Origin of the sequence: Serratia sp. S4 (assembly GCF_000347995.1) — a bacterium.
In the GTDB taxonomy this organism is placed as follows: Bacteria; Pseudomonadota; Gammaproteobacteria; order Enterobacterales; family Enterobacteriaceae; genus Serratia; species Serratia quinivorans.
Genome location: NZ_KB661120.1, coordinates 1,692,048 through 1,717,460, shown reverse-complemented (window position 1 = coordinate 1,717,460; position 25,413 = coordinate 1,692,048). Strand labels below are relative to the sequence as shown.

16 protein-coding genes are annotated in these 25,413 nt (G+C 46.3%); all 16 read right to left on the bottom strand.

The window, feature by feature from the left end; all coding sequences use genetic code 11:
* Positions 1–83: 83 nt before the first annotated feature.
* The 16 genes from SERS4_RS0108770 to SERS4_RS0108690 all read right to left on the bottom strand — a co-directional run bounded on the left by SERS4_RS0108770 (position 84) and on the right by SERS4_RS0108690 (position 25,407).
* The gene (locus SERS4_RS0108770) at positions 84–3,542 is read right to left on the bottom strand and encodes a hypothetical protein (RefSeq protein ID WP_017892206.1); all 3,459 of its coding nucleotides are present in this window, start codon (positions 3,540–3,542) and stop codon (positions 84–86) included.
* Positions 3,543–3,546: 4 nt separating this feature from the next.
* Complete coding sequence (locus tag SERS4_RS0108765; RefSeq protein WP_017892205.1) at positions 3,547–4,866, bottom strand: ABC transporter ATP-binding protein; 1,320 nt, start codon at positions 4,864–4,866, stop codon at positions 3,547–3,549.
* Positions 4,856–5,689 (bottom strand): ABC transporter permease, encoded by an 834-nt coding sequence (locus SERS4_RS0108760; RefSeq protein ID WP_026142284.1) that lies wholly within the window; start codon positions 5,687–5,689, stop codon positions 4,856–4,858. The genes SERS4_RS0108765 and SERS4_RS0108760 overlap by 11 nt, the downstream gene beginning before the upstream one ends.
* 106 nt (positions 5,690–5,795) lie before the next feature.
* On the bottom strand, positions 5,796–6,638 hold the full coding sequence (locus tag SERS4_RS0108755; RefSeq protein WP_017892203.1) for a glycosyltransferase family 2 protein: 843 nt from the start codon (positions 6,636–6,638) through the stop codon (positions 5,796–5,798).
* 168 nt (positions 6,639–6,806) lie between these two features.
* A complete protein-coding gene (gene rfbD, locus SERS4_RS0108750) occupies positions 6,807–7,673 on the bottom strand; it encodes a dTDP-4-dehydrorhamnose reductase (protein ID WP_017892202.1) in 867 nt (288 codons plus the stop codon).
* Positions 7,673–8,206, bottom strand: coding sequence for a dTDP-4-dehydrorhamnose 3,5-epimerase (gene rfbC / locus SERS4_RS0108745; RefSeq protein ID WP_026142283.1), 534 nt, complete (start codon positions 8,204–8,206; stop codon positions 7,673–7,675). The genes rfbD and rfbC overlap by 1 nt, the downstream gene beginning before the upstream one ends.
* Before the next feature lie 403 nt (positions 8,207–8,609).
* Positions 8,610–9,626 (bottom strand): UDP-glucose 4-epimerase GalE, encoded by a 1,017-nt coding sequence (galE, locus tag SERS4_RS0108740; protein WP_017892200.1) that lies wholly within the window; start codon positions 9,624–9,626, stop codon positions 8,610–8,612.
* A 286-nt stretch (positions 9,627–9,912) separates the two neighbouring features.
* Complete coding sequence (locus SERS4_RS0108730) at positions 9,913–11,289, bottom strand: TolC family outer membrane protein (protein ID WP_017892198.1); 1,377 nt, start codon at positions 11,287–11,289, stop codon at positions 9,913–9,915.
* A gap of 2 nt (positions 11,290–11,291) precedes the next feature.
* On the bottom strand, positions 11,292–12,623 hold the full coding sequence (locus tag SERS4_RS0108725) for an HlyD family type I secretion periplasmic adaptor subunit (protein ID WP_017892197.1): 1,332 nt from the start codon (positions 12,621–12,623) through the stop codon (positions 11,292–11,294).
* Between the two features lie 54 nt (positions 12,624–12,677).
* A complete protein-coding gene (locus tag SERS4_RS0108720) occupies positions 12,678–14,444 on the bottom strand; it encodes a type I secretion system permease/ATPase (protein ID WP_026142282.1) in 1,767 nt (588 codons plus the stop codon).
* A gap of 385 nt (positions 14,445–14,829) precedes the next feature.
* On the bottom strand, positions 14,830–17,799 hold the full coding sequence (locus tag SERS4_RS0108715) for a DUF4214 domain-containing protein (protein WP_017892195.1): 2,970 nt from the start codon (positions 17,797–17,799) through the stop codon (positions 14,830–14,832).
* Between the two features lie 639 nt (positions 17,800–18,438).
* Positions 18,439–19,509 carry an acyltransferase gene (locus tag SERS4_RS0108710; RefSeq protein WP_017892194.1) on the bottom strand — a complete coding sequence of 357 codons (1,071 nt, stop codon included), beginning with the start codon at positions 19,507–19,509 and terminating at the stop codon, positions 18,439–18,441.
* Positions 19,510–19,612: 103 nt separating this feature from the next.
* The gene (locus SERS4_RS0108705; RefSeq protein ID WP_026142280.1) at positions 19,613–20,959 is read right to left on the bottom strand and encodes a cellulase family glycosylhydrolase; all 1,347 of its coding nucleotides are present in this window, start codon (positions 20,957–20,959) and stop codon (positions 19,613–19,615) included.
* Between the two features lie 81 nt (positions 20,960–21,040).
* On the bottom strand, positions 21,041–22,435 hold the full coding sequence (gene wcaJ / locus SERS4_RS0108700) for an undecaprenyl-phosphate glucose phosphotransferase (protein ID WP_026142279.1): 1,395 nt from the start codon (positions 22,433–22,435) through the stop codon (positions 21,041–21,043).
* A 122-nt stretch (positions 22,436–22,557) separates the two neighbouring features.
* Positions 22,558–23,931, bottom strand: coding sequence for a phosphomannomutase CpsG (gene cpsG / locus SERS4_RS0108695; protein ID WP_017892191.1), 1,374 nt, complete (start codon positions 23,929–23,931; stop codon positions 22,558–22,560).
* Between the two features lie 60 nt (positions 23,932–23,991).
* On the bottom strand, positions 23,992–25,407 hold the full coding sequence (locus SERS4_RS0108690) for a mannose-1-phosphate guanylyltransferase/mannose-6-phosphate isomerase (protein ID WP_026142278.1): 1,416 nt from the start codon (positions 25,405–25,407) through the stop codon (positions 23,992–23,994).
* Between the last annotated feature and the right edge of the window lie 6 nt (positions 25,408–25,413).

The window sequence follows — 25,413 nt, the reverse complement described above, 5'->3', positions numbered from 1 at the left end:
TTCAGCTATCTGAGCTCATAAGAAAAAAACCGGCCAGTAAACTGGCCGGTCGATTTTTACCTATCGGCCTGATAAAAGCATATTTATGAGCCGGTAGTTTCGGCCTGTCGCGCCTTGAATATCTTGACCTTCTCAGCCAGCATGAGTTCACTGTTGCGTATCATGTCGGTGTATTGTGTATTAACAAAACCCCACAACGTTGAATATTGATCTTCAGCGTAACCAACCATAAATGGCAATGTCGTCACCACAGTCAATCCTGGAGCTGACTCAAGATAGCGATCGATAGTGTTGTTCTGGGAGTCGATGTTTTTCTCATCCCACTGACTGATAAGTTCAATGCCACGGCGGGAATAAATGTTCATTACCATGCTAGTCATGCGGTTGATGTAGACATATTCGATACCGTCGATTTCTTTTACCGCCAGAATTCTGGTGTCATCGTGCAAATGCGCAATAATGCCGGCAAACACATGCCAATCCCACTTGGTTGCCCGTAAATGCCCAACGACCTTCTCGAGCCGAATGTCAAAATCAGCCGGGAATAACACGTCATCTTCGCAAATTATCGCCATTTCAGTTTTGCGATCGGCTAATGTCGACAGCATATACTTATAGCTCATGCCGCAACCAATCCAGCCAATACGATGGCGGACACCTTCAACCACCTGGAAGCCATGTGTCGGTTTACTAAGAAATGCCTGTTTACGTACAGGAGTTTCAGTCAGTGACAAACACAGCTTAGGAATATCCACCTCATTGTGCGGAATAAAGTCGACACTATTTTTGTAAACCTGGAAGTCAATGAGATCGTTAGCCAGTAAATAACGTTTGAAGTAAGTGTCAAACTGCGTATCCAAACGAGTAAAATCAGCTATATCCTGACGGCGACGCGCATAGAAGTTGTCATCAGACAACAGACGCTCAATTTTATCAGCCATTGCATCAATGTCGCCCACCGGCGCAAAATCGATTACGTTCCCCAAGTTACTATGATACTGAATATCAGAACTTGTTTCGCTGACAATAGGTGTGCCGAGTGACAACGTTTCATACAGCCGCGTAGTCTCCAACAAGGCATCTTCATAATAATGAATATTGACGATCAATTTCGCACGCTGTACCAGTCGGGTCAAATCTTGGCCAAATACCTCTGAGGCAATATGGACATTGAAACGCTGACTTAGCTGGCGCAGATAATCTTGGCGGCGTTCACAGTTAGGATCGCCATAGAACAGAACATCAATCGGTTTTTCATCGTTAACCGGCTGCAATTTATAGCCAGTTTGGCTCAAATGCTCAGCATAATTCTCATAAGACGATACGGGCATATAGAACAGCTTTTGATACGGCACACCATGCTGAAGCAGGTATTCGATATTGGTCAACGAGTAATCAAAGACAGCAATTGCACGCTCCAGAATGGCAAAATACTCAGTCGTAAACCAACGAGGGTTAATTGACTGTTCCATTTGGAATGCCACGAAGTTCTTCGGTAACTCAGGGAACATTTGCGGACAAATAACGATATGCATTTGTCCGCTGTCGGACACTGAGGAATAAGCATGGATTATGGTTACCCCTAATCCGATATCGGTCAGTGACTTTTGCACTCGATGAGCGACATACAGAGTGTGTCTGGAGGCAAGAATTACCACATGCTGGGTATCAATATGCGTCAGTGGCATCGGTGCATCCGCAGTATTTTGCGCGGCCCGTCGCAGGCTGGATTTCAATTCGGAAAACTGTCCTTTACCCACCAGGCCGAAGGCTGTTTTTGCCTTGCGTCCCAATGCACGATAAGGCTGTGGGTGGCTTCGGAACGCGTGCCAGATCTTGGCGGTTAAGGAGCGATTGCCTGCAAACTGATGCGTAAAATAGTGGCGGGTAAAGTCGCGTATAACACCAAATTCACCACGTACTGCGCGGCCCACCATCCTTACCGGCATAGTTAGCTTCCATGACAAGCTATTGCGCATCCGGGCCATTACAGAATGTTGCTGCTCCAGAACACCTTCTTTTTGGCTTAGAGCAGAATGCAACTCATAAATTTCATGCGTTTTACTTCCAACTTCTGCCTGTAATGCCTCAAGCTCCTGTTCCAGTTCTTCAGCGCGTTTATCTTCTTCGACGACTTTCAACTGCAATAATGCATCTTCATGCTGTCGCTGCTTTTGCAGCAACGACTCTTGCAGGTGCAGGTTCTCCTCCAACTGCATCCGCAACTGTGTTTTTCTCTGCTGCAGTTGATGCTCCAAAGACTCAATCAACTGGTGTTTTTCTTCAATACTTTGTTTTTGCTGATCAATAACACGAAAAATCTCTGCACGAACGTCGTTATCACGCTTAACACGGTCAGAGATCAGCTCACCGATAGTCATCCCTTTCATGCTTGTCAATTCGTCAGCCCCAGCTGAATAATAATTTAAATGATAACGCACTATGTCTATTTCCGCTGGTTCAGACAGACGAAAATGTAGATAGTCCGTATCGAATATCAGATCAAATGGCACGAGATAAGCAAACAGATAGAATGCCATTCTGTTGGCGCGCTCAGATTCATCGACCACATCGTTGATAAAACTGTAAGAGCTATCACCCAGTATCTGAACCTCACTTCCCAGCAACAGGCCTTCCAACCCAACGCTTGAGTTTATTGTCACTACTCTCCGACAACGATGCAGAAACTCAAGGCTATTAGGTGAATGATCAATTTCAGATTGCACATTTTGCAGTTGAAAACGACTGCCGGGGTGAACTCGAATCAGCAGGTTGTCGCTAGGACACAAAGTTTGTGCATAGGACAACAATGATAAGTTATTAAAACCGTTACTATAGGCAATGATGTTCGAATCATCTTCGACCTGCATGACCAACCCAATATCAAATTCAGCATCGCCTTTCTGCGGCAGTAATACCTGAGCAAAAAATCGGTGCAACTCACCCATAGGTAGCTGAACTTTGCAATCTTGCGCCACCCTTAGGTAACGTGTCTGCGCCTCAGTATTCCCATTCACACCGCTGAAATCAATATAGCCGGTTCCCACATACATTGGTGCACGTAGAGGCCCCACTTCAAAGTGGATCACGGGGATCGACAATTCCTGTGCTACATTTTCCAGTGACGGGCAATTGCAGATACTGAGTATCGCCTTAATTCCAAGTTTTTTCTTATCCAGTAATACTCTACGCAGCTCAGCTTCCAACTCTGGTATGCTCTGCGTTAGAAATGCTTGGAATGCTGCCATTGGATTATGGTGATAATCATTCAATAAACGATTGAACAGTTCTTCATCAAGCAGGCTGAATTTATGCTGGTTGAACGTATCTTGGCTCGGCAGCGAATAACCCAAGTTGCGCATCGTGGGGTCGTCGAATTCCCAGCGCCCTTGTTCACGCCACTCAAGCGGATCTCGCAGGTAATCGCTACCAGTAATAAAGAGACTTTTTTCCTTTAAGGTACTAAGCAGGCGATAAAACACCCACAGGTAAGGCGCTTTGACACCTCGGAAAGAATAAGGCGGTAAAAAAACAGCCAGCATAGCGTTACTCCTCCTCCAGCGAAATTTGTACCGGAGCATGAATGACACCACCCAACTCGCGCGATGACCAAAACTTCAACCTCATCATCGGACGACGCTGGTCAAGCTCTTCCCGCTCCCCTTTGCCAACCCGAGCCAATCCACAGTGCACCAGGTAGTCACCGGAATTTATCGGCAACTTGACCTTATAAACGATATGCTGCTCACCGGGTTTCAGAGTGATCGGAACGCCGGCACCGATATTGCTGTCACCCCAAATATCGCCCCCTTGCGCTTTGGAAATTGATACACCAAGCGCTATGTCCTCAATAAGCTCTGATGACAACAAGGTATAGTCAAAAGTCAACTCTTCCCCAGCTCGTACCAATGGTTTTTCTGACAGTGGGGTGCCATCCGCTTTATAGATCTGCAGATTTTCGATAATGGCACGCGCAGTGCCAAAACGCTTCTCCCCGACTTCAATATTGGTCTGTTCTGACTGAATAGCCTGAAGCGTCGCCACATCCTTGACGGCAGAGCCATCGACATGTTGACGTTTTTCTTTTGGAGCGGCCTGAGTCAGCAACATGCCTTTTTCATAAGCGAGAACCGCTGCCAATACGTCATGCGTATCTCCGACCAGCTGCCCGTCGTTCATTACCAGACAGCGATCGGCATACTCAAGAATACTGCCGGTGGAATGGGTAACCATAATAATAGTTACCCCTTTGGCACGTAGCGCTTCCATACGTTTATAGCACTTATATTGGAATCCGATATCGCCTACGGCCAACGCCTCATCGACGATCAATATCTCTGGATCAACACAGGCCTGAACAGCAAATGCCAAACGGACATACATCCCACTGGAGTAGGTTTTTACGGGTTGATCAATAAACTCGCCAATATCTGCAAAATCAATAATTTCCTGAAATCGCGCGTCAATCTGCTCACGCGAAAATCCCAAAACAGAGCCATTGAGATAGACGTTGTCACGGCCGGTGAATTCCGGATTGAATCCAGCTCCCAGTTCCAGCAGAGCGGCAATCCGACCGTTAACCTGAATCTCACCTTCCGTCGGAGTTAAAGTGCCACAAATCATTTGCAGCAGGGTTGATTTTCCAGCGCCATTACGCCCGATAATTCCAACAGTTTCCCCTTTATTTATGCTGAAGGAGACATCTCTCAGTGCCCAAAACTCGCGAAAGTAACGTCGAGACTCGCGGCGGACAGCTCGCTGCAATTTAGGTGCAAAAAATTGCTTCAGGCGGTCACGTGGACGATCGTAAATCTGATAGCATTTGCTTAATCCTTTGACTTCAATTGCAATTTCATTAGAGGACATCGGCAAACCCCTTTCTGGTTTTCTGGAAGAATACATAACCCAGCCAAGCCACTATGGTTGCGGCCAACGTATATATCACCAACCCTTGCCAATCAGGAAAACGTCCCCAAATCAACACACTACGAGCTTGTTCGATAATAAAAGTCAGCGGATTGAGCATGATCCAGATACGGTATTTTTCCGGCAGTGCGGTAACCGGGAAGAAGACCGGAGACAAAAACATCATTACCGTGGTGATAATCACCGTCGTCTGGCTCACATCACGGATAAAGACGCCAAGGGAGGCCAGGATCCACCCCAACCCTAGGCAAAAAATCACTAACGGTAAAAATACCAGCGGTATAAATACCACCGTCCAATGCAGGAAACCGTTAAAAATGAAAAAGGCGCACAACAAAACTACCAGGCTAATCAACGTATGGAACAACGCAGCACAGAGACCAATCACCGGTAGCGTTTCCAATGGAAATACCACCTTTTTGACATAGTTCGTGTTACCCAAAATGATTTGCGGCGCGCGGTTGATCACTTCAGCAAAAAAACCATGAACGATCATACCGACAAACAAAATGACGGCAAACTGCGTACGGCTCTCATCGCCCCCCACTGACCAGCGGGCTTTAAAAACTACAGAAAATACAAAAGTGTAGACAACCAACATAAATAGAGGGTTTAAAAACGACCAAGCCAGCCCCATCGTTGATCCTTTGTATCGGCCAACGACTTCTCTCTTGGTCATTTGCAAAATTAGTGACTTGAATCCCCATAATGCGCGTACCAGCGCAAACGGAGTCAACGGCATTTTTTTATGGGGATTATTCATTTGCCAGCCTCCATAGTGCTATCAGCAACGCACACCCTGCGCCCATAATTAATATTAACAAACATAATCAATACCTTAGGTTCAACTTAATGTTTACAGCCAGGCCTTAGAGACCATCGTGCACAGAGGTCATTGGGATCGTTTTTAAGTACTTTTGGTTGTAATGGCAGCGTTCACGGTCAAAAAACCAACCCCACTTGTTAAAGTACAATATGGCTGAATGAATATGATATCTTAGTAAAATCAAACTTTTATATGACCCCTTACCGAACACATGTGTGATTGTCGTTCCCGAATAATAAATAATATCCGTCAACTTCAAAGCTCGGCGACAAAGATCCACATCCTCCAGATACATAAAATATCGCTCATCAAAACCACCTAGCTGGCTCAACAATTCGGATTTCAGCAACATAAAACAACCGGAAACCGAAGGAACCGCAAAAGTTTTGTTGTAGTCGGCTTTCTGTAATTCGTAGTCAACATCGATCCTCGCGCCCCATTTAGGCAGGAAGCGACGGAGGAAAAGATTTGCTGGAGATGGCAGCAGCCTACAACTGTATTGAAAGCGGCTATCGCTATAACGTATACGTGGGGAAACGAACTGGTGCCCGCCCTCGCAGGCAAAATGATGTAACTGCGCCAACGCACCTACGTCAAAACTGATATCTGGATTACAGATAAGAAAATAGTCGCAACTCTCGAGATACCTCTTCATGGACAAATTGTGACCATGACCAAAACCACCGTTTACCGCAGAATGAATATAACTTATTCGCTCATTACCCAGTGAAGCAGCCCAATCAGACCCGCCATTGTTGATTAAAACAATTTTGCCAACGCATTGCTCGTTGAGGAGCGAAGTCAGCGTGTCTTCCACTTGCTCATAGCTGTGGTTAAATAAAACGATAGACGCAACTATCTGAAATCTTTCTTGTTCTACAGACATGCTGTATCTAATTCCTCAACCCAGGTTTATTGCAGTAACAAAAAGTCATGCTATTAGGGTGGCTATAAGGCCCAGCACCGATCGGGACGAGGGGCACGAATGACCTATAAACAGAAACATTAAAGGGGATAGTATTATCCCCTTTAATCTCATCAAATTGAAGGATCATTACTGCGATAATATCTTATGGAGAACAGTTTTAAGCTGCTGTTTCCATGGGCTTGGCCTAAGATCCAAAGCGCAAATCTTATCGGTGCTTAGAATCGAGTAAGCAGGCCGGGATGCAGGCGTCGGGTATTCATTACTGGCAATAGGATTAACTTTCACCTGGTGCGGGTACAGTGAACTGGCTTGCGCTTCTTCGAAAATTGATTGTGCGAAATCGAACCAGGAAACCGCACTATCACCACAGAAATGATAGATACCATGAGGTACCTGCGCTTTTGATAGCATCGCGATAACTGCTGCCGCGATGTCACCAGCATAGGTAGGGCAACCATACTGATCGCTCACCACCCCAAGCTCACCACGCTGCGCACCTACGCGCAACATGGTTTTCACAAAGTTGTTACCATATTCGCTGAAGACCCAAGCTGTTCTTATCACCACAGTCTTAGGATTAGCATTCAAGGCAGCATGCTCACCATCAAGTTTAGTTTGACCATAGACACTTTTTGGCGAACAGGGGGTATTTTCACAGTACGGCTCTGACGCAGCACCATCAAAAACGTAATCGGTCGATATATGTACAAAATGGATGTTCAGTTTCGCCGCAGCAGCGGCCAAAAAACCAGGCCCGTCTGCATTAATCGCCCTAGCTCTTTCAGGTTCCGATTCCGCCTTATCCACCGCCGTATAAGCAGCAGCATTGACTATAGCATCGGGCTTAAACTGCTCAACCACAGTTGATACAGCGGCAGGATCGGTGATATCCAATTGCTGACTGTCGGTCGCCAACAGGGTCCAATCAGCAGGGAGACGGTCGATAAAACACCGGCCTAGTTGCCCCGCAGCACCGGTCAAAAGTACGCGCATTAAAAAAGCTCTCTGAAAAGTTTTCCCTGCAAATCCTTCGGCGACAGCAGTGGTTCGCTGACTGGCCATTCTACACCTACGTCAGGATCGTTCCAAAGCAGGCATCCCTCATTACTCGGATCATAATAATCGGTACATTTATATTCAAAATCAGCAGAGTCTGAAACTACTACAAAACCATGAGCCAAGCCCGGTGGTACCCAAAGCTGGTGCTTGTTGTCTTCAGACAGATAGACCCCGACCCATTTCTTGAAGCTCGGCGAGTCAGGACGGATGTCGACCACAACGTCATAAACTTCACCGCGCACAACCCTCACCAGTTTACCTTGTGGTTTTGCGGTTTGGAAATGCAAACCACGTAGTACACCACTCGATGAACGGGAATGGTTATCTTGGACAAACTCAGCATCGATTCCAAGTAACTCCCGATACCGATCTCGTTGAAATGTTTCCATAAAAAAGCCGCGGTGATCACCGAAAACTTTGGGTTCAATTAGCTTTACACCTGCAACCTGCGTCTCTATCACTTTCATTAGGAACCTACTCACAAAAACTTTTACCCAGAGACCACGAATTATTCTTATGAACACGCGATATCACTGAGTTTATACTTCCATTTTAAGGTTTTTATGAATGAACCTTAAACAAACTCACGTACGTATGATGCAAATAATATCTGGCCTGCGAAGGTTTGAGAGACTAGCACAATTTGCAAAAACATCCGACATTGTCACGTAAAAAAACACATTGAGCAACAGTATTTCGCCACGTACAACTTCACACAACATATTGTTTTAATGATAAAAAACAAAAAAAAAACTCCGTTCAATCCTTCACATGAAAAGAGGGTCGTTACAATTTATAATGAATTGTTTACCCACATTGCAAAAATTTCGGGGCCCAGTGCAACATGAAACCATGAACACTCTCGCAGGTTTAGCACTGGTATCCAGTAGGGTTCTTCTTCTGCCAATTCCAGGTATCGCGCATCATTTCATCGATACCGCGCCGCACTTCCCAACCCAGCTCCTCACGGGCAAGATTCGCGTCAGCCCAGAAGGCCGGTAGATCTCCGTCACGACGCGGTAAGATCTGATATGGTATCTTCACGCCAGAAGCCTTTTCAAAAGCCTGCACCATTGCCAAAACCGAATGCCCTACTCCTGCCCCCAGATTGTATGCTTTGAAGCCTTCGACTTTATTCAGATGATCCATCGCCATCAAATGCCCTTCGGCCAGATCCATCACATGGATGTAATCACGTTCACCGGTGCCATCTTCAGTTGGGTAATCGCCACCGAAAATGCCCAACTTATCCAGTTTGCCAATTGCTACCTGAGAGATATAGGGCAACAGATTGTTTGGGATACCATTTGGATCTTCACCAATCAAACCTGACTCATGCGCACCGACCGGATTGAAGTAACGCAGGGCAATAATGGAAAACTGGGGCTCAGCCTTGGCAAAATCCTGCAAAACCTGCTCTACCATCAATTTGGAGGTCCCATATGGGCTGGTTGTTCCACCGATAGGTGTAGTTTCCACATAGGGCACAGGAGAGTTAGCGCCATAAACCGTGGCGGAAGAGCTAAAGATAAATTGGTGAACACCTGCACGGCGCATTTCATTCAGTAACACCAGCGTACCGGCAACATTGTTTTGATAGTACTCAAGTGGCTTGCGTGTCGACTCCCCTACCGCTTTCAGGCCGGCAAAATGGATAACCGAATCTATCGCATGAGCGTCGAAAATGCGCTTCAGGCATTCACCATCCTGAATATCACCCTGGTAAAACACAGCCGCTTTGCCCGCTAACTTTTCTACACGATGCAAAGACTCTTCCGAAGAGTTCGACAGGTTATCCAATACCACCACATCCTCATCGCGCTCCAGTAAAGCCAGAACGGTATGAGAACCGATATAACCGGCTCCGCCGGTGACTAAAATCGCCATATCAACCCCTCTTCCCCAGCCTTACTGGAGGATCCTCACTGGTTAAAAATAATCTATTGGTTCAAAAAATCAGGAGAAAAATGCCAAACCAGATATCAATGCCGGCAGACATGATACAACTTACTCGACTTATCGCCAAAACGTCAGAGCAGTCAAAGCGGCTCTCAACCTTCATCCACAGCAATCCAATGGCGTTGCTGTCCGCAAACATAACGTATTGAGACAAAAAAGAGCAGCTCAAGGCTGCTCTTTCAGATAAATAGTCATGATGTGTGTAACTATCTGTTCAGCGGCTCATGGAAAAATACTGCGCCACGCGCTTAACATCACTTTCATCCAGCGTTCCCGAATCACTCAGCAACGTAATCCAGGATTTTATGTAGGTGTACTTGGCCGAGGCCAGATCACGTTGGGCACTGTACAACTGTTGCTCAGCATTGAGCACATCGACGTTGACACGCTGCCCCGCCAGCACGCTCTGGCGTGTTGCCGTTACCTGAGTGGTCGCCGACTTCACCGCCAGCTCGTAAGCCGCCAATTTGGCACGGCTGCTAATGCACAAATTATACTGTTTGCGCAGATCGTTAAGCGTAGTGCCCACCTGCGCATCCATTTCGTACATCGCCTGCCCGTATCGTGATGCCGCCTGGCGAGTCGATGCCGAAACCCCACCGCCGGCGTAGATCGGCATACTCACCTGCACGCCAATACTGTCAGTGCGATATTTTTGGTTAACCGTATTATCGCTGCTGGAGTCATTCTCAGAATGCGAGGCGTAGAGCTGCACCTGCGGCATAAAACCGGCACGATTTCTCTCCACTTCATATTTCGCCGCATCAACCCCGTGGCGAGAGGCCGCCAACATCGGATTATTCTCGAGGGCAATTTTTTGCCACTCTTCAAACTTTGATGGGATCAACGGCGCCACCTGGAATTTGCCAGGGCGTAGCAGCTGTACGTCATCGAGCTGATTGAGTGGCATACCAATAATGACTTCCAGCTCGCGCTGAGCCGCATCCAGCGCATCACGCGCCTCAATTTCCTGCGCCTCTGCCAGGCTGTAGCGCGCCTGAGTCTCGGAAACGTCGGTAATGGTGCCCTCACCCGCGCTCATTAAACGATCGTTCAGCGACAACTGTTCTTTATAGGCTGCTTTTTGCGCTGAGGCTAAAGCGATTTGGTCCTTGGAGTAAGCCACTTCCACATAGGCGGAGATCACCCGTACAGCCAAGTCGAGAAACTTACTGCGGTAGCGCTCATCAGACATCAGGGTCTGCGCCACGCCAGCCTTGTAGCGTGCATAAGCCTCGTAATCGAACAGCGGTTGCGTCAGCGTTACCGAGCTGGAATAGCTGCGGTACTGCTGCCGCTTGGTGGTTTCAGTGACGTTGCCAAAGAAATCGCTTTGTGGGTACTTTTGCGTTTGCCAGTTTCTCGGTGAGTTCTGGTAATTAAGCGATACCTTCGGCAGCAGCCCCGCCCTGCCGATGTTTTCGTTTTCGTCTCCCGCCTCTTTCTCTTTTATAGCCGCCCTAAAGGTCGGATCTTTTTCAAGTGCCAGCGAATATGCGTCTATAATCCCTATCGAATGAACCGGCGCAGCTATCGCAAACAAGAGGGTACTGATAGCAAGGCCAGCAACCTGTCGTTTAAATTGAATCAAAATTATTCCTCGGTTAATGAAGTATGAGCGCGATCCAAAATAGGTTTAAACAGATAACTCAACAGTGAGCGCGAGCCGGTCTTCACAAACACCTCAACAGGCATCCCCGGTTTGATGTCTTCGCCACTGAGCAATTTCATGCCCTCGGGCGAAACCGTGACCTGCATTTGGTAGTAGGGTTCGCCATTGGCCTTGTCGACCAGACGGTCGGCAGAAACCAAAGTCACCGTCCCCGGTATTTTCGGGGTCTTGTTTTGGTTGAAGGCGGTAAACATCAAATCCACCGGCAACCCGTTGTACACTTTATCAATCAGCTCTACCTTGAGGCGTGAATCCACCACCAATGTAGCCTGACTGGGTACAACGTCCATCAGGTGGTCACCCGCTCCCACGACGCCCCCCTGAGTAAAGATATTTAACCCAACGACAGTCCCATCCACCGGTGAGGTGATGGCGGTGTTGCCGAGGTCAAAATTCGCCATTTCCAGCTTGTTTCTAAACTCGCTGGCATCCATCTGCGTTTGTGCCAACTGAGTTCTGACTTCGCGTTGATAGTCGGCAAAGCGTTGGTCGATTCGCTGCTGAGACTCCTGCAACTGTTTTTGTACCTGGCCAATTCGCCCAACGGTTTCATCGATACTGCTGTTCACTTCCGCAAACTGACGCTGTACCTCCAGATAACGGTTACGCGGTAAATAACCGTCCGCCGCCAGTTGCTTCATGCTGTTCATCTGTTCGCGCAGGCTGGAAAGCTGGATTTGCTTGTTGACCCTTGAGTCCTGCAGGCCCTTCAGTTGGAAACGCATGCCGTCCATTGACTGTTTATAGCCGTCAACTTCGCTTTGTAGCCCTATGCGACGGGAAGAGAATAACTGCGTTTGCAATGCGATGATCTCAGCGACCCGCGGCTGAGCCTGGATGGTTTCAAAAACAGGAGAAAAAGTGACTTTGCTTAATCCATCACGTTCAGCCAGCAAACGCCCTTCGCTGGCAAGCGTGGTGTAATATTGGTCACGAAGCGAGTCAACCTGTGCCTGGGCCTGAACCTGGCTCAACTGCACCAGCACCTCGCCCGCTTTAACCTTGTCGCCTTCTTTAACCGTGATACTTTTGATGATGCCGCTGGCCGGGGCCTGTACGGTTTTACGATTACCGGAAACGGTCACCGAACCTGGTGACGCGACCCCTTTATCCAAAGGTGCAAACGCAGCCCAGGCGAAGAAGCCAAACAGGCCAATCCCAACCACTAACCATCCCATGCGGGTGAAACGCCGTTCATCCTGTGGGATCTGTTCTGAATACGAGTCTTGCGGCTCGCCAATGTGCGTAGACATACCAACTCCTTTGACTGCAGGCGGCATTTTGGCGCCGCCCGGCAAGTACACAGCTTAATTAATTTGAGTTTTTGGAATATTGCCTTCGTCCGGCTCGGAGTTGACTGCGCGCACCGCCTGCTGTGGCGTTTGCGCCTTCTGCGCATTGGCCAACGCTTGCAGCACCTGCTGAGTTGGGCCAAACGCATTGACGGTACCGTTCACTAACAGCAGCAGCTTGGTAGTCATTGACAACAGATTGGTTCGATGGGTAATCAGGATCACCGTTTTATTACGCTGTTTAAGGAACAGGATCGCCTGATTCAGCGCTTTTTCACCGGCATCATCCAGATTGGAATTGGGTTCATCCAATACGATCAGGGAAGGATCGCCATACAGCGCACGGGCCAGGCCAATACGCTGCTTCTGTCCGCCGGATAATCCCGCCCCACCATTGCCAATGATCGAATCATAGCCATTAGGAAAACGCAGGATCAGCTCATGGACTCCGGCCAACTTGGCGGCTTCAATCACTTTCTCAGAATCGATGTCGTTAAAACGAGCGATGTTCTCGGCAATGCTGCCGGCGAACAGTTCGATATCCTGCGGCAGATAACCGATGTAGGGCCCCAGTTCGTCTTTGTTCCATTGGTAAATGTCGGCATTATCAAGCCGCACAATACCTTCGCTGACCGGCCAGATACCTACCAACAAACGCGCCAACGTGGACTTGCCGGAAGCGCTTGGCCCGATAATCCCCAGTACGTCCCCCGGCTGGATCGCGAAGCTGACATTATGTAATACCGCATCGCCTTTGGAGCCCGGAGGCGTGGCAGTGACACCTTCAACAGAGATGACCCCTTCCGGCCGCGGCAAAGACATACCCATACCGCGTGGCGGATGTTTATCCAGTAATTTCACCAGGCGCTGATAGGAGAGCTTGGCAGAGCTCCAGCTCTTCCAAACGTTGATCACCTGTTCGATAGGTGCCAGTGTACGTCCCATCAGGATAGAACCGGCAATCATCATGCCGGGGGTAATATGGCCATCTATCGCCAACCAGCCACCCAGTCCCAGCACCAGGGATTGCAAAGAAAGACGAACAAACTTGGTTATGGAGGTAACGGTAGTGGCACGCTCGCTGGCGACACGTTGGCTATTCAGAAATCTCTGATGCAAACCGAACCAGCGGCGCTTTAGATTAGGTAGCATGCCCAATGCCTCGATCACTTCGGCATTACGCAAATTGGTACTCGCCAAACTGCTGGACATGATCGATAACTTGCTGGCTTCTCCCAAAGGTTTCTTGGAAACCATTTCGTTGACCACCGCCAACGCAACCAACAACAGTGAGCCAACCAGAGCGAATAATCCCAACCAGGGGTTAAACAGGAAAATCACCAGCAGGTAAATCGGGAACCAGGGCGCATCGAAGAACGCAAACAATGCGCTACCGGTCAGGAACTGCCGTACGGTGGTCAAATCACCCAGCATCTGCCCTGCGTCGGAAGAGCCATTTTTCAGATTGGATTCATAGGCCGCGGTGTAAACACGGGTGTTTAATCGCATATCCAACTGACTGCCGATACGGATTACAACCATGCTACGGACATACTCAAGAAGCGCCATCATGCCGAACATTCCCAGCATAATCAGCGTTAACATCAGCAAAGTGATTTCATTACGTGAAGGAAGTACCCTGTCGTAGACCTGCAACATATAGACAGAGGGAACTAACATTAATAAATTTATAAATGCGGTGAATATGCCAACGGTCCAGAAGATTTTACTGCGTGTCCGTATAACATCCGCAATTTCATTACGCGGTATAAATTGATTCACTTTCTGCCCTTACATCATGTGCACTGTCAGTCCAATCCGCATTGATTTCTTCTAAGGAAATTCTTAAAAAAAATTAAAAATAAAGAAAATCCTAAAGAAGCCCCCTCAAACATGCTCGAGACTGCAGATACTTTTTTTTAACTATAGGTAGAGAAAGCAGATATCGGCAAGGCGGCACACAAAAAAAACTTTGTAGCTCAAACCCAGCAAAACCAGCGAAAACAAAAAGATAAATGGCATAAAAAACGCAGGGGAATTATTGTTAGAAAGAATAAGTTAAAGACGATGACCCCGATCACAAAATAAAATACGGGGAGGTTAACCTCCCCGTATTATTTAATGACTAACAGTTTCCATGGAAACTATTTCTCTACTGAGTTTACAATCACGCGTAATGCAGAGTATCCAACAGTTGCTGATGGTTTTGCCCAGTCAGGTAAACCACGCTGTCGTTGGCATCCAATGTGTGGTTATCGTTGTTATCAATAATCACATAAGAGCTGGCGTTATCACCTGTACCGCCGAACACCACTGACGCCACACCCACTTTAGCCGTCAATGCGTTGCTGCTACCGAGACCGAGGATACCGCCCAACAGGCCGATAACGCCGTTGGTCAGGCCACCAACCAGAGTCCCCAGCAGCGCATCCAGAGTATCGGAAGCACGGGTGCCGTAATCCGCCACCGCGGTGCCGCTGGTGTCACCAGAGATGGTTAAAGCAGAGGCTGCGTCAACAATCTTGTCTTTGGTGCTGTCAAAGTCGGTAATGGTAACACCGGCCTGAGTGGTACTGGACTTCAGTTCATAAGTATTCACACCGTTGCCACCGGCCAAGGTGGTGTTACCCAGAACGTTGAAGCTATCCGTAGTCCCGGTACCCTCAACAGTCAGTTGATAACCGTTCAGACCCAAGGTGGTCAGTACTGGTGCCAACAGCGCCGTGGTGACCGCACTCAGTGGCAGAATGTTCAGCAACTGAACGATGATACCGTCACCGGTACCGGCATGGTTTGAGTTCAGATCCAAACCACCAGTATTAGCAGATGCGTTAATATCACGCACGTTGCTAAAACCACTGCCCACAGTCAGATCCAGTAAGTGATCGCCTGTAACAGCAATGTTCTGTACCTGAGCATTTGTGCCAGTCAGTGACAAGATATTGTCAAAACTACCGGTACCGCCAGACGCAATGTTCAGTGTGCTCAGTGCCGTTGGCAACAACAGGCTGCTGCTGCTGTTCAGTGCCAGAGAGCCGGCATTCACATCGGTTGAGCTAACGGCATCGAAAGTGACGTTAAAGTGGTTAGTGGCATTCTGCAGGAAAGTAATTTCCACGCTGCTTGCCGCCGTCGCATTACCGGTCACTTCCAACTGCGCGGAGTTACCGCCGGCAGCATTAATCACTTTCACTGCTTCGGCCAAGCCAGACAACACAAAACCTTGTGAGCCAATGTTGGAGGTGGCAGCCTGAACGACGTTGTTGGTCAAACCGGTAGTGCTGGATTCAGAAACTGCATTACCGGTTAACAAGCCAAAGTCAAAGGTGTGGTTTGCCGCGGTGGAGCCAGTGTTAACCGTTGCTTTGCCGATGTAGCCTGCCAGGTCAATTTTCTCAAAATTGGTGAACTGCGAAGCATTGCTGGTAATCGTCGCGGTGCGAACAATCGTGTTACCTGACATCACCACGTTTTTGGTAATGAAGTTGGCCGAAATGGTATCAATGCCATCGCCGCCGTTGCCAGAAATGCCAGCGCCCACGGTGTTAGCACCGCCAACCGCCGCATTACCCAACCATTTCAGTGAGTCATTACCTGCCCCCAGATTAAAATCACCAGTAGCGGTAGCAACAGCTGCCGTAGCGGTGACCAGGACATCATCTGCACCCGAACTGGCATTCAGAATAACGTTGCCGTTATTGACGGTAATATCGACACCCGGGTTAACACCGTTGTCAGACAGGTTAACCGTCGCCGCGCTGGTGCCGTTAATGGTCAGATTCGCCAGATGATCGGCGAACTTCAGGTTAACAACACTGGCTGCGTTAGCGGCAAGCTGAACATCAGTCAATACCGCAGTTTCGGCATTGCTAATCTGGTGTGAAGCTCCAGTATTAACGGTGCCGGTGGCATTACCGCCAGCCGCAGTGGTCGTCAGTGATGCCGCAGTTTTGTACAACAGGCTGGTACCGATATCAAATTCAAAACCGTGTTGCTGGGTTACGGTGGCAGCATCGGTCGCCGTCGACGTACGCAGATCGTTGATAATCGCTTGAGTAATTAATGATTTATCGCTTCCAAGAGCACTATATGTTGCCAATTGCCCAGCTGTCGCCGCGACACCATGCACAGCACTGAAAACATGCTGAATGAAGTCATCGCCAGTCAGTTGACCACCTTTGCGTTGGAATTCGGCAGAACCAACCAACTTGCCAATCAAAGTACTGTAGGAGGTACCGGCAGCCATTTGTTTGCTCCAGGTATCCAGACCCGATGCATCAACACCACGTTCGGCAACTCCCAGATAAACGGCGGCTACCTGCTCCTGGTACGACAATCCAGGAAGATGCCCTGCCTGGTAGACGGTTGTAGCGCTGTTAAAGTGTTGCTGAGCGGTTTGATCCCCAGCACCAACAGAACCTCTTAAGGCTTGAATAATATCTACCAACACATCAGCACGAGTAGCGCCACCCTGCAACAAAGAAAGATAGCTTGAAGCCTCAGCAGACGTAGGTGCACGCTCATAACCGAATTGGAAAAGACGCGCGATAAACGCGTCATCAGTCAGCGAAGTTAGATAAGTACGGCCGCTGATGTTCGCCGCTGCAGCCTGAGTCAGAGTCATGCCAGCATTGATTTTTGCCCCGAAATAGTTCACTGCATCAGCAGTGGCGGTAGAACCGACCACATACAAAATTGCCTGAATATCCGATGCCCCCTGCCCCAAAGCGCTAGTCGCCGTTGAAGGGTACAGTAGCGTATCGATTTTATTTTCAAATGCAGCTTGCTGAGACAGCAACGTCGAATCGCTGCCAGAATAATTAAGTAACTCATTGACTACATTAGAAACGGCAGAGCTCAAACCGTTAGCCGCCAGATAATCTGTCAGTTGCTGACCTGTAGCCGCAGCGCCATGCTCACGGGTATAAATAATTTGCAAAATTTCCGAATCAGTTTTCCCGCCGTACAGTGCTGCCCCTGACGAAGAGCTAATAAACGCTTGTGCTAGCTGTGCAGGCGTTTTGGCACCAGTTTGAAGTTGTTGCCCATAAGTATCGATCTCGGTCAAAGAAGGTGTACGTCCCAATACCGAGTAAAAGATAGCTGCTGCCTGATGCTGAGATACTAAAGAAGCCATAAAAAACTCCTAACCTAAGTAAAATTAAGGTAAAAAATAGATCCCATACAACTCTTGAATACCAGTAATGCTAACTTAGCCACTGACTTAAAAGAGGTTTGGGCTTGCACATAGACTCAACACTGAATTAATAGCAATGAAATTAAACCTATTTAAATAACTCCTTTAAGCGCCCATAGTTATAAAATTAGTAAAGTAGCTGAAAGCAGGTTCTGTCAAGATAAGACATGAGATTATTATTACTTCGAATAAAAAGATCGGTATAGACGTTAACATCATGGTAAGCAAGGATTTTTAACATTACTAAAAGTCGCAAATAAAAAACCACATATTCAAAATATGAATAGTTAGCGATAGGGTTAGCGACTCCAAGTAAACGCAAAAACCATACAAAAAGGGTGGGTATATTGACAAGGACAACACGAAGTCGTTGACGGCTTAAGATAGAGTGAATGGGCGAAGTGGCAAACTTTTCGACTCAACAAATTATTTAGCATGACAAAAAAGAAATAACGTATTGAAATAAAACATAAAAACCAGAAAGTTGGCAAAAAAAAAGCACCATCGCAAAGAAATACGACGGTGCTTTTTGATATTATCATCTACCCAACTATCCAGAATACTTCACAACGAATGGAATCAAAGTTGAGCTACTTTAATCATGCTAGACTTTACACGACGCCCAAGATTGATAGAGGGCAGCTCGATAAATCTATACACCAAATATGACGCAGGCAGCGTCAGAAGAACACCGATGCTTCCCAGCAGATATCGACTGAAGTTAGAAAAATCAGCAGTGAAATGTTCGTAAACTATCAATAAACTTGGATGAATAAGATAAACTGAGTAACTGATCACCCCCAGCCAAACCATAAACTTGTTATGGATCCTAAAACGAGTCGTCAAAGCGATAAAAATTAACATGCTAAGATAATATGTCACTGTATAACGCATTGTATGACCAGGTTCAGTTCCATAAGAAAAGAAACTCACTATTGGAATCACACAGACATAAACAGCGATATAGTACGTAGCCAGTTTTTTGGCAATTAAATCGCCATCAAGTAGATATGAGCGCCATAAACCACCAAACATCATCAATGAGAGAGCCAAAGGCAAGGCGACAGGAAACTCTTCATCCAACTTGCGTCGGGCAATGGCTAAAGCCAAGGCAACAACCAGCATTACAAGGGAAGATATGAAGTTAAACCTGACTTTATTAAGCAGGCCCAAAATGAATGAACATACGCACATGAAATAAAAAACCAGTTCGATAAAGAGAGTCCAATAAACACCCACAATATCTTTCACACGCAATGCTGTCTGGAACATCGTAATATTGGCAAAGATCTGCTGCCATGGGAAATGTATACCCAAAGCGTAAGACACAACCAAATACAATAATAATGAAAACCAATAACCGGGATAAAGCCTAAAAAATCGGGAGATAAAGAATGCCTGCACCCCACCATTTTCCCGTTTAAAACTAAAAGGTATGATAAATCCGCTGATAATAAAAAATAACACAACACCTATTTTCCCGATATCAAACACATGGGAAAAAATAAATTTATCGTACCCGTAGATAGGCACCAGAAAATGAGCAATAACAACACTAATTGCCGCGATTCCTCGTATCGAGTCAACATAATCCAGACGAGCGGGAGTTTTATTATCAGCGGCGGTTTGCAATTTTTCAATAACCTGCATAGAAACCACCTGATTGTGAGCAAAGTGCTTCTCGGTCATATTTAAAAAAACAATAAAATAGAATGAAGAACAAAATAGTAACACCTAATTAAAAAAATAAATGTCAACGTGTTGGCACAGCTATAGGCTTATCAGACAAGACTAATACAGGAGTATCACCCTGTAATGTCATTTTCTGGTTATTCATCTCAACGAGAGGATTTACATCAGGCTTTGCTGGTGACTGCCCTGTTACACTACTCATTAAAGATCTCAAACCACTTGGTTGCTCTGAAGATTGCGCGACCTTGGACTTCTGCCAAGACAGCATCGCATACTGATTACCTTGCCCTTTAAGTGCAATGCTAATCACTCCATCAGCAGATACCTTATAATCACTCACGCTATAATCGCGTGCAACTTTGGAGATCTTTTCATAAGCTAATGCCGCCGCTTTCGGTTTCTCCTTTCTGTCCAACAAACCAAATCGATGTTCATTTATTTTTGGATTATCGCCGTCGTCAATAAGATCGTACCACCACACCCCTTTGATATAGGGCCGAGATTTTGCCAACATAGTATATTTTACGATATATTGAGCGGCAGCGGCATTACTCAAACCACCAGGTCCATTATATGTTGGGACCCCCATCTCAGTAATATATAAAGGAACTGTTTTTTTGGAGAATGCTCTTACTCTGGCTTCAAACTTATCAATGCCGGCTAGATTATCCTCGGGGTTTCTTAACGCCATATCTTCATTACGATACGAATAAGGATGCAGTGATATAGCATCGATATCATTCAGTATCCCTAATTCCATTAACTTATCAAACCAGCTAATACCTCGTTGCCCCAAAGGATTAAGAGAACCCGCCATCACAATCGCATTGGGGTCAGCACGTTTAATAGCAGCCGATGTTTTCTTCACTAATTGTGCAAAAACCTCAGGAGGAGGAACCCCTGTTTTCTTCTTCAGCCCAGTCCCCACGGTCCACTCATTCCAAACCTCATAGTATTTTACTTTTCCCTTGTAGCGCTTGGCGGTCCAATAAGCATAGTTGGCAAACCCGTCGATGGCTTCAGGAGTGGTTGGATAATCAGGAACATTGTAAGCGGCATTACCATAGGCAAGAATAAGTAATGAATTCAATCCATATTTGGAAACGCCTTGCTGGAATGCATCATCTTCCTTGATAAGAGGTCCGACAACTTTGAAATCGCCAGATGTCCTTTCAACCATTCCCCACAGGAAACCAGTTCGAAATGACGTAAACCCATAATCTTTAATGAGGGTAAGATAATTATCTGTCGGCTTAGGGTAGTTCCGTAAATGAACATTCACCCCAATCTCAAAAGCATTAGCACCCTGGTAGGATCCCAACAGCATGATACCTGCTGCTGCCAATGCTTTAACCATCCTGGTATAACGGCCAGAAAGACAATGACCCGTGTTTGGCTGAAATATCAACTTAACCTCCTGAATAAAAAAGTACTACTCATGAGTTTTAAAAACTAAGGAGCCAGGCATTGATGTATACTCATCAGAAAACTAATAGGCTGTTTTACTGATAAATCCTTTAAATATTGTCAGGAAAACAATTTTCACGTCTAACCAAACACTCCAGTTACGGATATAATCAAGGTCAAATTCAACGCGTTTTTCCATTTTATCTAATGTATCCGTCTCGCCACGCCAACCATTTATCTGAGCCCAACCGGTAATACCAGGTTTCATTTTGTGACGGAGCATATAACCTTTAATTAACTTGCGATACTGTTCATTATGCGCAACGGCATGAGGACGAGGCCCAACAATTGACATGTCCCCTTTCAGTACGTTAATAAATTGAGGTAACTCATCTAAAGATGTACGGCGAAGGAAAGCACCGACAGGCGTAATCCTGACATCGCCTTTTGTTGCCTGAATGACCTTATCACCATTCTCCATAACTTTCATTGAACGGAACTTCCATACTTCTATTGCTTTCCCGTCCATGCCATATCGACGTTGTTTGAAAATCACGGGACCATGAGAAGTGAACTTCACCATGGCAGAAATAAGCAATAACACAGGAGAAATAAACAGAAGAATAAGTATTGAAAGGACAATATCCTCTACACGCTTAATGACCTGATTAACGCCGCTCATAGGTGTATCAAACAATGATACCACCGGCACACCATTGATTTCCTCTGAGCGTGACTGTAAAATATTAAAAGTGAAAATGTCAGGAATCAACATTACCGAGCATGTGGTATCTGAAAGCTCAGAAACCGTATCTTTTATTAATTTCTCTTGCTCCATCGACATAGCAATATAAATACGGTCAATACGACCGCATTTTGCATCTTCAATAAGTTGTGCCAAATTACCACGTCGTTCAACCAGAGCGTTTAATGGTTCTTTGCTATCATCATAAATTCCCAGAACGCGAAACCCCATCCAGTGTGCATCACGTAAAGTTTCCGCTAAACGAATACCAACCGGCATTGATCCCATAATAGCTACATTGCGAGTGTTAAACCCCAAATTACGCATATAGCTCAGCATCAAGCGGATAGTACTACGTGTGATCACCAATCCGCAGCAAACAAGCAGATACCACTGGATATAAACGATATATTCGTTACTAAAATCGTTAACAAAAGCAACAGCGCCAGAAGTCAACAATAAGCTTATCGTCCAGTTTTGCAAAATCAGCTGAATTTCTAATCCTGCACGAACACCGCGCCAAGAACGATAAAAATCAGTAATACCACCTATCATCTGGAAAATAACAATTGAAGTTAACACCATGACCCAGTGTTGCATTGAGAATCGGGTACCAGACATAAGGCAGGATAAGTAAAGCCCGCAGAAAACGATAAAAATATCTGAAAATCGTTGCAACATTGATGTCAGGGATGCATTGGTATGAAAACTCCCACGACGGAAACCATTCATAGATAACGGCCTATTCACTATCATAGTATAGATGCCTTTTGTTAGTTTTCTCTGCAAACTATATTCCTATAAAACCTGGGCAGTTCATGGCCCAGGCTTTCAATATAGCGTAATTACAGAGTTTAACTGCGTAGTAAGGCAAGGATCTCTTCTGTTTTCTGCTTCATCAATAATGGGTTTGCCCGCGATTCAACGTTGAGGCGCACCACTGGTTCTGTATTGGAACTGCGAAGGTTAAAACGCCAGTCTGCAAACTCAAGGCTGATACCATCGGTTTGATCGAACAATAAGGCATCAGGTTGATAACGATCCAATACCTTTTTGATCGCCGATTGAGGGTCTTGTAACTGGCTGTTGATCTCACCAGAAGCAGGATATGCAGACATACGATCTTTAACAAGTTGCCCAAGTGTCAAATTTTTGAGGCAAACCAGTTCTGCAACCAGTAACCACGGGATCATCCCACTGTCACAGTAAGAGAACTCACGGAAATAGTGATGGGCACTCATTTCCCCACCATAAACCGCATCTTCTTTACGCATGCGTTCCTTGATAAAGGCATGGCCAGTTTTTGACATTACTGGCACCCCACCACTAGCGGCAACTACGTCAATAGTGTTCCAACTCAAACGTGGATCGTGAATGATTTTAGCACCGGCTTCTTTTTCCAGGAACGCGGCAGCCAATAGACCTACAATATAATAGCCCTCAATGAAGCCCCCGTTCTCATCGAACAGAAAGCAGCGATCGAAATCACCATCGAACGCGATCCCCATATCTGCTTTATGCTTACGTACAGCTTGTGCTGTATCTTCCCGACATTCAGGCAGTAGAGGATTTGGGATACCATTTGGGAAGTTACCATCGGGCAGGTGATGTACCTTGATAAATTCGACAGGAACATTCAAGTTTTTAAACCGTGCCTCAATAGCATCAATCACATGCCCTGCAGCACCGTTGCCGGAATTGATAACAAGTTTTAGCGGTTTCAGATTCTTAATATCAACGTAGCCAAGCAAATGCTCGACATAAGCTTCTTCAATAGATATTTGTCGATAAGTACCGCGAGTGTCAGGGGCAACCGGAGTAAAACGGTTCTCTTCAGCCAGCTTTTGAATATCGCGTAATCCAGTATCACCACTGATGGGTTTCGCCTGGCTACTCACCAGTTTCATGCCATTGTAATCCATAGGATTATGGCTAGCAGTAACTTCGATTCCGCCATCAATACCTAAATGAAAAGTAGCGAAATAAATCTCTTCAGTACCGCTTAGTCCGATATCAAGCACATCAACACCAGCGTCACGCAGGCCATCGGCCAGTGCAAGTTTCAATTCCTCACTGGTTAAACGTACATCGCCGCCCACCACAACTTCTTTAGGCTTTAAAAATTCGCCATATGCACGACCGATACGATAGGCAATATCTGCGTTCAGCTCTTCGCCTAATCGACCACGAATGTCGTATGCTTTAAAACAGGTTAAAGTTTGAGCCATCTGAAAATCCTTACCAAAGATGTTACACATTTACGTTCTAATAATTGAGACGTAAAGCAGTTAATCGTACTTTCCATTATTATCAAATCGAACAATATCATCTTCGCTCAAATAGGAACCCGATTGGATTTCAATGAGGTCCAACGCAATTTTCCCTGGATTTTCCAAAGAGTGTTCGACGCCTAATGGAATGTAAATAGATTCGTTTTCACCCACGAATTGAACGGTACCGTTCTTGAACACTTTCGCCGTTCCAGAGACGACGACCCAGTGTTCGGAGCGATGATGATGCATTTGCAGAGATAACTTCTCACCAGGTTTGACCGTTATTTTCCGTACCTGGAAACGATCCCCCTGCGCAATTGCATCGTGTTTCCCCCAAGGGCGATACACTTCACGATGTTGTTTACTTTCAGAACGCTTGCTACGTTTCAGATGATTTACAATCTCCTTAACGTCCTGCACTTTATCCTTATTAGCGATCAAAACAGCATCTTTGGTCTCAACCACTACCAGGTTATCAACACCTACGGTCGCCACTAATTTGTGCTCAGCCCTGATATAGTTATTTGAGCAATCGTGCTGTATCACATCACCAAAAGTAGTGTTACCTGCCTGATCTTTTTCACTAATTTCCCATAGTGCTGACCATGAGCCAACATCGCTCCAACCAGCATCCAGGGGAACTACAACCGCATCTGCCGTTTGTTCCATAACTGCATAGTCAATAGACTCGTCCGGACAAGCGATAAACGCTTCGCGATCAACACGGACAAAATCCAGATCAGGAGAGGTATGTTGTAACGCCTGACGGCAAGCAGCAAGAATATCCGGACGATATTTATTTAACTCTTCAAGATAACGACTGGCTTTGAACAAGAACATGCCGCTATTCCACAAATAGTCTCCGCTTTTAATATATTCCTGCGCTGTAGCCAGATTCGGTTTTTCTACAAAGCGTGACACCTGGCAAGTTACCGAACCGTCAATGCTTTCACCCTTATGGATGTAACCATAGCCAGTTTCCGGGCCCGTAGGGACAATACCGAAAGTAGCCAGCATACCCTTGTCTGCATATGGAACCGCCTGAAGAACAGCATCACGGAACGTCTTCTCATCTTGAATAACATGATCTGCAGCCAGAACCAACAATAGAGGATCCTCTCCATTGCCAGTTGCTTGCAAAGCGGCTAACGCTATAGCAGGTGCAGTATTACGGCCTACTGGTTCCAAAATAATGTTGTGCGATAAGCGAGTAATCTGACGCAGTTGTTCAGCAACAATGAAACGGTGTTCTTCATTACAAATAACGAGAGGATTGGATATCTCTAAGCCATCCAGACGATTCACCGTAGTTTGCAGCATAGAAAACTCGCTACACAACGTTAAAAATTGTTTAGGGAATAACTCTCTGGAAAGAGGCCATAAACGGCTTCCGGTGCCGCCAGCCATAATAACAGGATAAATATTACTCATGATAAA